This is a genomic window from Kosakonia sp. 1610 (assembly GCF_050435845.1).
In the GTDB taxonomy this organism is placed as follows: domain Bacteria; phylum Pseudomonadota; class Gammaproteobacteria; order Enterobacterales; family Enterobacteriaceae; genus Kosakonia; species Kosakonia cowanii.
The window spans coordinates 1,440,625-1,452,827 of sequence record NZ_JBNDKZ010000001.1 but is presented as its reverse complement, the minus strand read 5'-3'; the positions used below and the strand labels follow the sequence as shown (position 1 = coordinate 1,452,827).

13 protein-coding genes are annotated in these 12,203 nt (G+C 58.3%); 1 reads left to right on the top strand and 12 read right to left on the bottom strand.

The window, feature by feature from the left end:
• Window position 1: 1 nt before the first annotated feature.
• The 8 genes from rsxG to blr all read right to left on the bottom strand — a co-directional run bounded on the left by rsxG (window position 2) and on the right by blr (window position 6,440).
• Complete coding sequence (gene rsxG, locus ABIC80_RS06990; RefSeq protein ID WP_042716887.1) at window positions 2–622, bottom strand: electron transport complex subunit RsxG; 621 nt, start codon at window positions 620–622, stop codon at window positions 2–4.
• Between the two features lie 9 nt (window positions 623–631).
• A complete protein-coding gene (gene rsxD / locus ABIC80_RS06985; RefSeq protein WP_429176224.1) occupies window positions 632–1,684 on the bottom strand; it encodes an electron transport complex subunit RsxD in 1,053 nt (350 codons plus the stop codon).
• Window positions 1,685–4,093: an electron transport complex subunit RsxC gene (gene rsxC / locus ABIC80_RS06980; protein WP_429176222.1), complete on the bottom strand. Its 2,409-nt coding sequence runs from the start codon at window positions 4,091–4,093 to the stop codon at window positions 1,685–1,687. It lies immediately after the preceding gene.
• The gene (gene rsxB / locus ABIC80_RS06975) at window positions 4,086–4,664 is read right to left on the bottom strand and encodes an electron transport complex subunit RsxB (RefSeq protein WP_429176219.1); all 579 of its coding nucleotides are present in this window, start codon (window positions 4,662–4,664) and stop codon (window positions 4,086–4,088) included. Before rsxB ends, rsxC begins: the two co-directional genes overlap by 8 nt.
• Window positions 4,664–5,245, bottom strand: coding sequence for an electron transport complex subunit RsxA (gene rsxA, locus ABIC80_RS06970; protein WP_023481348.1), 582 nt, complete (start codon window positions 5,243–5,245; stop codon window positions 4,664–4,666). The genes rsxB and rsxA overlap by 1 nt, the downstream gene beginning before the upstream one ends.
• 78 nt (window positions 5,246–5,323) lie before the next feature.
• Window positions 5,324–5,764 (bottom strand): DUF2569 domain-containing protein, encoded by a 441-nt coding sequence (locus ABIC80_RS06965; RefSeq protein WP_023481384.1) that lies wholly within the window; start codon window positions 5,762–5,764, stop codon window positions 5,324–5,326.
• A gap of 85 nt (window positions 5,765–5,849) precedes the next feature.
• On the bottom strand, window positions 5,850–6,065 hold the full coding sequence (ydgT, locus tag ABIC80_RS06960; protein ID WP_023481783.1) for a transcription modulator YdgT: 216 nt from the start codon (window positions 6,063–6,065) through the stop codon (window positions 5,850–5,852).
• 237 nt (window positions 6,066–6,302) lie between these two features.
• Window positions 6,303–6,440 carry a division septum protein Blr gene (blr, locus tag ABIC80_RS06955; protein ID WP_429176218.1) on the bottom strand — a complete coding sequence of 46 codons (138 nt, stop codon included), beginning with the start codon at window positions 6,438–6,440 and terminating at the stop codon, window positions 6,303–6,305.
• A gap of 197 nt (window positions 6,441–6,637) precedes the next feature.
• On the opposite strand from blr, the gene ABIC80_RS06950 reads away from it, so the two are divergent.
• On the top strand, window positions 6,638–7,678 hold the full coding sequence (locus ABIC80_RS06950; protein ID WP_094419997.1) for an oxidoreductase: 1,041 nt from the start codon (window positions 6,638–6,640) through the stop codon (window positions 7,676–7,678).
• Window positions 7,679–7,713: 35 nt separating this feature from the next.
• On the opposite strand, the gene add is transcribed toward ABIC80_RS06950, so the two are convergent.
• The 4 genes from add to malX all read right to left on the bottom strand — a co-directional run bounded on the left by add (window position 7,714) and on the right by malX (window position 11,990).
• Window positions 7,714–8,715: an adenosine deaminase gene (gene add, locus ABIC80_RS06945; protein ID WP_094422854.1), complete on the bottom strand. Its 1,002-nt coding sequence runs from the start codon at window positions 8,713–8,715 to the stop codon at window positions 7,714–7,716.
• Window positions 8,716–8,882: 167 nt separating this feature from the next.
• The gene (locus ABIC80_RS06940) at window positions 8,883–9,164 is read right to left on the bottom strand and encodes a hypothetical protein (protein ID WP_429176217.1); all 282 of its coding nucleotides are present in this window, start codon (window positions 9,162–9,164) and stop codon (window positions 8,883–8,885) included.
• A gap of 28 nt (window positions 9,165–9,192) precedes the next feature.
• Window positions 9,193–10,377, bottom strand: coding sequence for a MalY/PatB family protein (locus tag ABIC80_RS06935; RefSeq protein WP_429176215.1), 1,185 nt, complete (start codon window positions 10,375–10,377; stop codon window positions 9,193–9,195).
• Window positions 10,374–11,990, bottom strand: coding sequence for a maltose/glucose-specific PTS transporter subunit IIBC (gene malX / locus ABIC80_RS06930; RefSeq protein ID WP_429176214.1), 1,617 nt, complete (start codon window positions 11,988–11,990; stop codon window positions 10,374–10,376). Before malX ends, ABIC80_RS06935 begins: the two co-directional genes overlap by 4 nt.
• Between the last annotated feature and the right edge of the window lie 213 nt (window positions 11,991–12,203).

The following is a 12,203-nucleotide window of genomic DNA, read 5'->3' as shown; positions in this document are numbered from 1 at the left end:
TTTACTCTCCACACTCTGGCAAACGGGACAGCTGCTCAGGCAGCGTCATGGCGTAAATCCCGGTGCGCTTCACCGCATTCACCACCGCGCGCGGGGTGATGGTCGCACCGGTAAACTGATCGAAATCGCCGCCATCTTTCTTCACGGCAAAGTGGCTATCGGCCGGGCCGTCGATTTTCTTGCCGGCAAAGTAGGTGATCCAGTTACTGATGCGCAGCTCGATTTTATCCCCAAGCCCCGGCGTTTCATGGTGTTCGGTAACACGCACGCCCAGCACCGTACCGCTAAAATCCGCGCCGACCAGCAGCTGGATAGCACCGGAGTAGCCATCCGGCGCGGTCGATTCAATCACCGCCGCCACCGGTTTATCCTCCTTCTGCGCAATCCATACGCGATGCGAACCTTTACCGAGCGCCGGGTCGCTCACTACATAACAGCTCTGCGCCAGCGCGTTAGTATAGCTCTCGGGCGGCAGCACCTGATCGAAGAGTGCTTTTTGCTGCAATACCGCCTGGTCGGCGATGGTGCTTTTGGTCATCTGGTTAATGGCGGCGGTCAGGCCGGTGGAGCCAGCGGCAAAGAGGGCCAGCGTGACGCCATGTTTACGCATTGTCTCTAGCATGACGGCTCCTTAACGATGTCCATACACACGCGGGCGCGTGTAGTAATCAATCAGCGGCACGGTGATATTCGCCAGCAGCACCGCAAAGGCGACGCCATCCGGGTAGCCGCCGAAGCTGCGAATCAGCCATACCAGCAAACCAGCCAGCGCGCCGAAAATCAGACGGCCTTTATTGGTGGTCGAGGCGGTGACCGGATCCGTAAGAATAAAGAATGCGCCGAGCATCGTCGCCCCCGAGAGTAAATGCAGCTGCGGGGCTAAGAAAGTCTGCGGGGCGAAGAGCCAGCCAAGGGTGGCGCACAGGGTCAGCGAGAGCAGGAAGCTGACCGGGATATGCCAGCGAATGGTATTTTGCGACAGCAAAAAGATCCCGCCCGCCAGATAGCCAAGGTTAACCCACTGCCAGCCTGCACCCGCCAGCACGCCGCTGTAAATCGGGTACTGCATAATCTGCTCAACGCTGTGTCCGGCATGCAGCGAAGTTTTAAAGGTGTCGAGCGGCGTCGCCTGGCTGATGCCATCCACGCCCATGCGCAGGGCATCCATCGTCGCACCCGTGGTGCTGTGACCGGTAAAGATTACCTGAAGGGCATCCAGCAAACCGGGCACCGTACGCGCAATATCATGGGGCGGCAACCAGCTGGTCATCTGCACCGGGAAGGAGATAAGCAGCACCACATAGCCGATCATCGCCGGGTTAAAGGGGTTATGGCCGAGACCGCCATACAGCTGCTTGGCGATAATCACCGCAAACACGGTGCCCAGCACCACCATCCACCACGGTGCAAAAGAGGGGATACTGATGGCGAGCAGCAGGCCGGTTAACAGGGCTGAGTTATCCGCCAGAATGGTGCTGACGGACTGTTTGCGCAGTTTCAGCACCAGCCCTTCGGCCAACAGGGCGCTGATGATAGCGAGAATAAGCTGGATCAACGTTCCCCAGCCAAAAAACCAGAGCTGCGCGGCGATGCCCGGTATCGTCGCCAGCGTGACCAGCAGCATAATGCGCGAGGTCTGGCGCTGGTTATGGGTGTAAGGGGAACTTGCGATTCTGAAAACCATTTAATCCTCGTTAACAGCTTGCTGCGCGGCTTTTTTAGCCTGAACTCGGGCAATGGCCGCCGCGACCGCCGCTTTACGCGGATCATCATTGGCAGCCTGGGTGTGCGTGGAGGCCTCTTCTGCGCTGGATTGCGCGCGGGCCTGCTCCGCTTTACGTGCTTTGGCACGGGCAATCGCCGCTTCAACGGCGGCTTTGCGCGGGTCGACCGGTTCGCTGGCTTCCGGTTCGGCAACTGGCGTCTCTTTCTGTGCCTGCTCCGCTTTACGCGCTTTCGCGCGTGCAATCGCTGCTTCAACGGCGGCTTTGCGCGGGTCGACCGGCTCGCTGGTTTCCGGTTCGGCAGCAGGAGCCTCTTTCTGCGCCTGCTCCGCTTTACGCGCTTTCGCACGGGCAATCGCCGCTTCAACGGCGGCTTTGCGCGGGTCGACCGGTTCGCTGGCTTCCGGTTCGGCAACTGGCGTCTCTTTCCGTGCCTGCTCCGCTTTACGCGCTTTCGCGCGGGCAATCGCTGCTTCAACGGCGGCTTTGCGCGGGTCGACCGATTCGCTGGCTTCCGGCTCGGCAGCAGGAGCCTCTTTCTGCGCCTGCTCCGCTTTACGCGCTTTCGCACGGGCGATTGCCGCTTCAACGGCGGCTTTGCGCGGATCAACCAGTTCGGTGGTTTCCGGTTCGGTAGCGGCAGCGACTTTCTGCGCATGCTCAGCTTTACGGGCTTTGGCGCGGGCAATCGCTGCTTCGACAGCGGATTTGCGCGGGTCGTCGCCTTCAGCCGTCTGCTGCGCTTTTTCCGCCTGACGCGCGCGCGCCTCGGCTTTACGCGCTTCGCGGGCGGCAATCACTTCGCGGTTATCCGGCTCTGCGCCAGCCTGCACCACCACCGGCTCTGCGGCAGTGGCCTGTTTCTCTTTCACGCGCGAGAGGGCGGCTTCGATTGCCTGTTTATCCTCTTCGCCAGGCTTCGCGGCAGCCTGCTTGTGACGCGCCTGGCGCGCCAGTTTTTCGCGCTCAAGACGCGCCTGACGGGCTTCAAAACGCGCCTTCGCTTCGGCGGTGCGTCGCTCTTCCTCGGCGATGGCGGAGATCTCCGCTTTCTCCTGACGGAAGTATTGCACCAGCGGAATATTGCTCGGGCAGACCCATGCGCAGGCACCGCACTCGATGCAGTCAGAGAGATTGTGTGCGATGGCTTTGTCGTGCTGCTGGCCTTTGCTGAACCAGTAGAGCTGCTGCGGCAGTAAGTCCGCCGGGCAGGCGTCGGCGCAGGCGCTACAACGGATGCAGCCTTTCTCTTCCTGCGTTTCGCCCATTTCGCTGGCCGAAGGGGCGAGCAGGCAGTTAGTAATTTTGACCACCGGCACATCCAGCCACGGCAGGGTAAAGCCCATCAGCGGGCCGCCCATAATCACCAGCTGTTCTGCCGAAGGCTGGAAGCCAGCGAAATCGAGCAGGTGGCGAACCGGCGTGCCAAGCCGCGCCCAGACGTTGCCCGGCCGGGCAACCGCTTCACCGGTCAGCGTCACTACGCGTTCCGTTAACGGTTCACCGTCAATCACCGCGCGCTTCACCGCGTAAGCGGTGCCGACGTTTTGCATCAGCACGCCGATATCGGACGAGCGTCCGCCGTGTGGCACCTGCTTGCCGGTGAGGATCTGCGTCAGCTGCTTTGCGCCGCCGGAGGGGTATTTGGTCGGGATCACTTTCAGCTGAATATCGTGGCTGCCCGCCAGCACCGCACGCATCATCGAGATCGCCTGCGGTTTATTATCTTCGATACCGATCAGCACCTGGCGCGGCTGAAGGATATGCGCGAGGATGCGCACCCCTTCCATAATCTGCGCGGCGCAATCCTGCATCAGGCGATCGTCGGCGGTGATATAGGGTTCGCACTCGGCGGCATTGATAATCAGCGTATCGACTTTATCGCCGGCGCCTTGCAGCTTGGCACCGGTCGGGAAGCCAGCGCCGCCCAGCCCGGCAACGCCGAACTGATGGATACGCTCAATCAGCGCCTCAACGCTCTGGGTGCGATAATCCTGCCACCCTTCACGCGCAATCCAGCGATCTTCGCCGTCCGCTTCGATAATGACGCTCAGCTCCGGCAGCGCGGAAGGATGCGCGGTGGCATGAGGGGCAATCGCCACAACGGTGCCGGAGGTCGGCGCGTGCACCGGCAGCATACGACCGCGGCCACGGGTCAGCGGCTGTCCGCGCAAAACGCTATCGCCCACGCTGACGCACAGTTCGCCTTCAGCGCCGATATGCTGCTTTAAGGGAATGACAAAACGGTTCGCCAGCGGCAGTTGACGCAGCGGCGTACCGTTAGACTGGGTTTTCATCTCCGGCGGATGAATGCCGCCGTGGAAATCCCACAGTTTCTCTTTTCGGAATGCGGAAAATAACTTAAGCATGGTGCTCCACGGGAATAGTGCGCACCGGAATGGTGTGCAGATCCCATTTCCAGTTCTGCGTGGTTGGCGCAACCGGGCGCAGGTCGATACACTGCGTCGGGCACGGATCCACACAAAGGTTACAGCCGGTGCAGAGATCGCTTATCACCGTATGCATGGCGCGGGTTGCGCCCACGATGGCATCGACCGGGCAGGCCTGAATGCATTTTGTACAGCCGATGCAGTTGCTCTCATCAATGATGGCAAGCATACGCACCGGCTCCAGCGCGTCGGCATCGCCGTCAATCGGCTGCGGGTCGACGTTTAACAGCGTGGCGATTTTCTGCATCACCGCTTCGCCGCCGGGAGCGCAGCGGTTGATCTTTTCACCCTGAGTGCCCACCGCTTCAGCGTAGGGGCGACAGCCGGGGTAGCCGCACTGCCCACACTGGCTCTGCGGCAGCACTTCATCGATACGTTCAACAACCGGATCGTCCTCGACCGCAAACCGGCGCGAGGCGTAACCGAGGATCAGGCCGAACAGCAGCCCAAGTACGCTCAGGACTGCAACGGCGATGGTTATCGCATTCATTACAGTTTTACCAGACCACTAAAGCCCATAAAGGCCAGAGACATTAAGCCGGCGGTAACTAACGCAATCGCATTACCGCGAAACGGCGCGGGAACATCGGCGACGGCAAGGCGTTCGCGGATCGCGGCGAACAGCACCATCACCAGTGAGAAGCCGACGGCGGCGGCGAAGCCATACAGCGCCGACTGCATAAAGTTGTGCCCAAGGTTGATGTTGAGCAGAGCGACGCCAAGCACCGCGCAGTTGGTGGTGATAAGCGGCAGAAAGATACCGAGCAGGCGATAGAGCGCCGGGCTGGTTTTACGCACCACCATCTCGGTGAACTGCACCACCACGGCAATAATCAGGATAAAGGAGAGGGTGCGCAGATAGACCAGGTTCAACGGGATCAGCACCCAGTTGTCGATAAGCCATGAGCAGATCGAGGCCATGGTCATGACGAAGGTGGTTGCGAGCCCCATACCCATTGCGCTTTCCAGCTTTTTGGAAACGCCCATAAACGGACACAGGCCAAGAAACTTCACCAGTACGAAGTTGTTGACCAGTACCGTTCCGATAAATAGCAGAAGATAGTCTGTCATTATGTGGCCTGAAATGAAAAAAGCCGCCTATTATCGGGCAAACTGCCCCGGGCGACAACAGGTTAACTGTAAGGTTATTTACGGGTTAATAAAGGTCTTCTTCACGCGCACCGCGCGCTTGAAGTAGGGCACAAACAGCGCCGCCGCCAGCAGCGGAAAGATCAGCTGGCGAACCGCCATCGCATCGGAAACCGGTGAAAAAGCAAATGCTTTTATCGCCAGCAGCACGCAGACCAGCAGCCAGATAATGTAGTGTTTCGGCACCAGGCTGCGGCGTTTGAAAAAGGCGATGGTCAGCCAGAGCGTATAGCACCAGAGTGCGGCGGCAAAAACAAAGGATAAGATCAACAGCAGCATCGCTTTCGACGGCTGCGCCAGCAGGGCCGAGAGCGCATGCGGCGTTAACAGGGCGGTGACGTAGAGCATTAACGCCAGCGAGGTGCTTAATAACGCGACCAGCAACCAGGCCAGAGGGGCGAGTAACCAGCCTCCGATACGTTCTGCGGGTGTTGTTGTCATGCCATTTCCTCTGTTAACACATTCAGTTGCGGCAAACATTGCCGGGCGACGAGTATAAAGCATCGCACGGCGATTGCCAGCGGACTCAGACCACGTAGCGCCATACCGAGCGCGGAACGCACCCAATGTCAAATAGCCGCCCGCCGGAGACCAGCTCAGCGCGGCGGTGATCGGCAGCGCGATACATATTAATGATCTCACTGCTCTCGGTCAGGGTGTAGTTAAGGTGATCAAAGAGCTTTTCCAGGCTTTCAAGCGAACTGATTTTGCGAAATTTTAATAAATAGTCCTGCACGGTCATGTCGGAGGGTGTCCATATAATGAAGAGGCAAAAAAAGAACGATATGCGCGCAAATAATAGACGTTATTATCCGGGCGTAAATAGCGTGAGAATAATCTGCCATTAAATTAAGCATATTCTTTTCAGATAAAAACCAGGCGCCACTAAGGCGCCGGGCGAAGAAGGTTAACGTCCTTCCTCATGATGGGCAACCCGCTTCTGGCGCGATATGGGCTATCGCAGCAATAGGGAATACCTTTATTTCTTTTGCACTGCCACGCTTTGCTCAGGCGGCTGGTAATTATCAATATGGCTGGCAAACACCAACAGAATGGTTGATACGCCGAGCACAATCCAGCCCATTAATTCAACAATCCGATTGAATATTGCGGTCATATTTATACTGCTCCCTGGGATTAACATCACACGCCGGTAGTCATTAACGGGTGTTGGGCGCAGATTTAAGCAGATTTTGTGACCGGAAACCAGACCAGAATAGGCTTAATTATTCATCGTAAAAATGCGTCACAACAGCGGTTGTCGGCGTCAGGCAGATAGTGTGAAATGGAGGTCCACTGAAAAGAGGCCGTGATATGAGTGATATTATTCGGGTTGGCGTGATCGGATATGGCTACGCCAGTAAAACATTTCATGCACCGCTGATTGCAGGCACCGCCGGAATGGCGCTGGCGGCTATTTCCAGCAGTGATGAGTCAAAGGTCAAAGCGGACTGGCCCAACGTCGATGTTGTTGCCGATCCCAAACGTCTGTTTAACGATCCCAATATTGATTTAATTGTCATCCCCACGCCTAACGATACCCACTTTCCGCTGGCGAAAGCGGCGCTGGAAGCGGGCAAACATGTGGTGGTCGATAAACCCTTTACCGTGACACTGTCACAGGCGCGCGAGCTTGACGCGCTGGCCCGCAGCTATGGCCGCCTGTTATCGGTGTTTCACAATCGCCGTTGGGACAGCGACTTCCTGACGCTGAAAGCGCTGCTTGCCGATGGCGCACTGGGTGAAGTGGCCTATTTCGAATCCCATTTCGACCGCTTCCGCCCGCAGGTGCGTGACCGCTGGCGCGAACAGGGCGGCCCGGGGAGCGGCATCTGGTACGATTTAGCCCCGCATTTGCTTGATCAGGCGATCAATCTGTTTGGTCTGCCGGTCTCATTAACCGTCGATCTGGCCCAGCTGCGCCCGGGCGCGCAATCCACCGACTATTTCCATGCGGTATTGACCTATCCCCAGCGCCGCGTGGTGCTGCACGGCACACTGCTGGCGGCGGCTGAATCTGCGCGCTATATCGTCCACGGCACGCGCGGCAGCTATGTGAAATATGGGCTTGATCCGCAGGAGGAGCGCTTAAAAAGCGGAGCGCGCTTACCGCAGGAGGATTGGGGCTACGACATGCGTGACGGGGTTTTGACCCGCATCGACGGCGAAACGCGGAGAGAGGAGACCTGGCTGACGCTGCCGGGCAACTATCCGGCCTATTATGCGGCAATCCGTGATGCGCTGATGGGCGGCGGCGAGAACCCGGTTCCGGCCAGCCAGGCGATCCGCATTATGGAGCTGATTGAGCTTGGTATTGAGTCAGCAAAACACCGCGCAACCCTCAGCCTCACCTGAGTGAGTGGCTCACGGCCTGCCGTGAGCCACGCTCATCAGGCCTGCGCGACGCGTTCGCGCAGTGCCTGTTTCTCTTCGGCAGTGATAAAGGCCATCTCCAGCCCGTTAATCTGCGCCTGGCGGATCTGCTCAGCGCTCAGGCCGGCTGCCGGGGCGGCGACTTCATATTCGTGACCAATATCGATCCCCTGAACCGCCGGATCGTCCGTATTGATGCTGGCCAGAATGCCGTGATCGAGGAAAGTTTTCAGCGGATGGCGATCGAGGGAAGCCACGGTGCTGGTCTGAATGTTGGAGGTGAGGCAGGACTCAATACCGATGCGCTGTTCGGCGAGGAAGTCCATCAGCGCGGCATCTTCAATCGCTTTTACGCCATGACCGATGCGCACGGCACCCAGTTCACGGATCGCCTGCCAGATGCTCTCCGGACCCGCGGCTTCACCGGCATGCACGGTGATCTGCCAGCCTGCATCGCGGGCGCGGGTGAAGTGGGAAAGGAACAGGCTTCCCGGAAAACCGAGTTCATCGCCCGCCAGATCGAGCGCAGTAATACCGTCGCGATGGGCGAGCAGGGCGTCCAGCTCCTGTTCGCAGGCGGCTTCGCCGAAGGTGCGGCTCAGAATACCGATTAAGCGCGCCTGCACATTAAAATCGCGGCTTCCTTCGCGTACCCCGGCAATCACCGCTTCCACTACGCCTGCCACCGGCAGGTTGTGGGTCATCGCCATATAGCCCGGCGAGAAGCGCAGCTCAACATAGTGCAGGCCATTTCGCGCCGCATCTTCCATGTTTTCGTAAGCGACGCGTCGGCAGGCATCCAGCGAGGCCAGCACCTTTACGCCCCAGTCGAGTTTGGCGAGAAAGCTCACCAGATCCGGTTCGTTCGAGGTGACCTGCACATGCGGGCGCAGCGCGTCGAGGGTTTGCGCGGGGAGGGTTAAATTATACTGGCGGCCAAGATCGAGGATGGTTTGGGCACGGATATTGCCGTCAAGATGACGATGGATATCGGTTAAAGGCAGTTTTAAATCAATCATGATCGCACTCATCTTTTTGTAAAAGTGCAAAGCATTATACAACACTTCGTTAACTTATTAAAAATAGTAATAAAATGAGCAGGATGGAAAAGTAGGACGTGCAAAGATGAGGGAAAAGTATGCATCTGCTGATGCCAGCGCAAGCCGGGCTGGCATCGATCACGCCCTCAGAAGAAGACGTTGAAAATCACTGTGACGATCAGCAGCCAGCAGGGGAGTGAAAAGTAGAGCGTGCCCTTTTTGTCCGGGCTACGTTTAAGCAACAGGAGCGTGATAAAGGTCACCGCCAGCGCGGCGAGATAGAGGATCACCAGCAAGTGGCTCTGCAACACATTGTGCAGCGCGATGGCCAGCAGCAGACTCGACACCAACGCATAGAGGCGGAACGTGCGGGTAAAAAAGATCCAGCCGAGAATAAAGTAAACCAGCGACACGCCCCAGACCATCATTCACTCCCTTGATAAATTTCGCCACAGGCTAACATGAACGCAGCGCGGCAATCAGCCTTTTTACTCCCTCTTCCAGCTTCACACGCGGGCAGCCGACGTTAAAGCGAATAAACCCGCGCCCCTGAGGCCCATAAACATCGCCGCGCATAATCGCCACCTGTTGCTCCTCAATCAGCGTTTTTTGCAGCGTGTCGTCATCAATCTCCAGCGCTCGCAGATCGATCCACGCGAGGTAGGTCGACTCCGGCGGCTGCCAGCGCAGCTGCGGGAAGGCGTCGTTAAGGGTTGTGGCGAGGTAAACCAGGTTAGCGCGCAGATAGCTGCGCAGAGTCTCAAGCCACGGGGCGCCTTCACGATAGGCGGCAACATGTGCCGCTACTGCCAGCACCGCCGGGGAGGATAAGCCGTTAGCGTTTTTTAACGCGTCGAGATAGCCGTTGCGCGACGCCTTGTCGCCAAACAGCCCCCATGCGCCGGTTAATGCCGGGATATTGAAACTTTTAGATGCCGAGGAAAAGAGCGCCCACGGCGAGCGCGCGACATTGCACCACGGAATGTGCTGCTGCGCGCCCCAGACCATATCCATATGGATCTCGTCGCTGATCACTTTTACCTCGTGGCGCTCGCACAGCAGTGCCATCGCGGTCAGCTCTTCGTGCGTCCACACTTTGCCGGTCGGGTTATGCGGGCTGCAGAGCAGCAGAACCTTGCTTTCCGGCCGTGCCAGCACGGCTTCGAGCTGCGTCATGTCACATACCCAGCCGCCGTGATACTGGTGCAGCGGCACCGTCAGCAGCTTGCGCTGATTATGGCTTATCATCTTCGGAAAGGCGTCATAGACGGGCGTGTGAACCACAACGGCATCGCCGGGCTGCGTCCACTGGCGGATGGTCTCGGCAATCATCCAGATAACCGACGGCCCATAGACCAGGGCGTCGCAGTCGATTCGGGTGTCGAAACGGCTGGCGAGCCAGTATTCGATAGCGCCGAGAAAGTCATCGTTCTGCCAGCGGCTGTAGCCGAAAACCCCGTGCGCAAGGCGCTTTTGCATGGCGTCGAGAATACAGGGCGCGGTGGCGAAATCCATATCCGAGATGGTAAAGGGCAGCAGGTCGGCGCGGCCAAAACGATCGCTCACGTAGTCCCACTGGGTGCACCAGGTGCCGTGGCGATCAACCGGGGTGGAAAAATCAAAGGAAACGTCGCGCTTCATCTACTTGCCTCTGGAGTTGTTTGTACCTGCGCGGCCGTAATGAGCTGCGCCATTTCATCTTTTACCGACTGCACCTGCGGCCCAATCACCACCTGCAGGTTATGGTCGTTGACCTTCACCACGCCGAGGGCGCGATGGGCTTTCAGCGCGGCAGTATCAACCTGCGCCATGCTGCCCACCGACAGGCGCAGGCGGGTAATGCAGTTATCCAGGCTCTGCACATTTTGCGCTCCGCCAAGGGCGGCAAGCAAGGCCGGGACATCATAGCCGGAGCGGCCTGTCGCTTCTGGCGTTGTGCTTTGCTCGCGCTCAACCGTCTGCGGTTCGCGGCCAGGCGTTTTCAGATCAAAACGGGTAATGGCAAAGCGGAACAGCGCGTAGTAGACGATAAACCACACCGCGGCGACCAGCGGCACCAGATACCATTTGGTCGCCAGCCCGTGCAGCACGCCGAAGACGATAAAATCAATCACATTGCCGTCGGTATTACCAATCGTCACCCCAAGCACCGCCATCACAGTAAAACCCAGTCCCGTGAGGAGGGCGTGGATCAGATAGAGCGCCGGGGCGACAAAAAGAAACAGAAACTCAACGGGCTCGGTGGTGCCACCGACGACGCAGGCGATAACGCCGGAAATGAGCAGCCCCTTAATCTTGTGGCGGTTTTCCGGGCGCGCGCAGTGGTACATCGCCAGCGCTGCGCCGGGCAGCCCCCCCAGGAACGCAGGCATTTTCCCCTGCGAGAGAAAACGCGTCGCGCTCTCAGAAAAGCCGTGCGTCTGCGGGCAGCCAAGCTGGGCCTGGAAGATGGTCAGCGCGCCGCTTACCTGATGACCACACACCTCCATGGTGCCGCCCGCATCAGTAAAGCGGATCAGTGCCACCAGAATATGTTGTAAGCCGAAGGGGAGCAGCAGCCGCTCGCCGGTGCCGAAGATCATCGGCCCGAAGTCGCCCGCGCGATCGATAAGTTGCCCGAGGCCGCTAATGCCGAGCGCAAACCAGGGCCAGATAAGCGGGATCAGCAGGCCAGCAATGCCCATCACCACGCTTGTGACAATCGGGACGGAACGCGTGCCGCCAAAAAAGGCCAGTGCGTCCGGCAGGCGCAGGGTGTGAAAGCGCTCATGCACCCGCCAGACGATCACCCCCGCAATCACCGCGCCGAGGATGCCGGTATCAATCGACTGAATGCCAAGCACGCTCTGAATGTTATGCGTCTTGAGCACGGCTGCGTCGTTAGTCGGTAAAATACCCTGCGCGGTGAGCCAGAAGTTGACCGCCAGGTTCATCACCGCATAGCCGACAAAGCCAGAAAAGGCGGCGACGCCTTTATCTTCGCGCGCAAGGCCCAGCGGGATGGCAATACAGAACATGACCGGTAAGAAGGTGAAGGCAAATGCGCCGATTTTGCTCATCCAGATAAAGATTGCCTGCAGTAACGGATGGCCTAACAGCGGCAGCAGCGTAATTACATCACGGCTACTTAGCGAGCTGCCAATGCCCAGCATAATCCCGCAGAATGAGAGCAGCGCAACCGGCAGCATAAAGGTGCGGCCAAGCTGCTGAAAAAACTCCCACACGGAATTACCCGATCTCTTTTTCCCCGTCATAACAACTCCTCATAAAAGTAAGCGAACGGCAGGCTTCCTGACTCTGCGTATAGGGTTTTATCAGCTTTCTGCCGCTGGCGGCACCGCTAATCATCCTGACGATCTTAATTAGGAATTCAACTAGATAGAGGGGGATTTGCGAGCTGTTTTCCAGCTTTACTAAATGGATGAGAAAATTTCATATACCCGGTTGCGAAGGCCGAAAACCGCGAC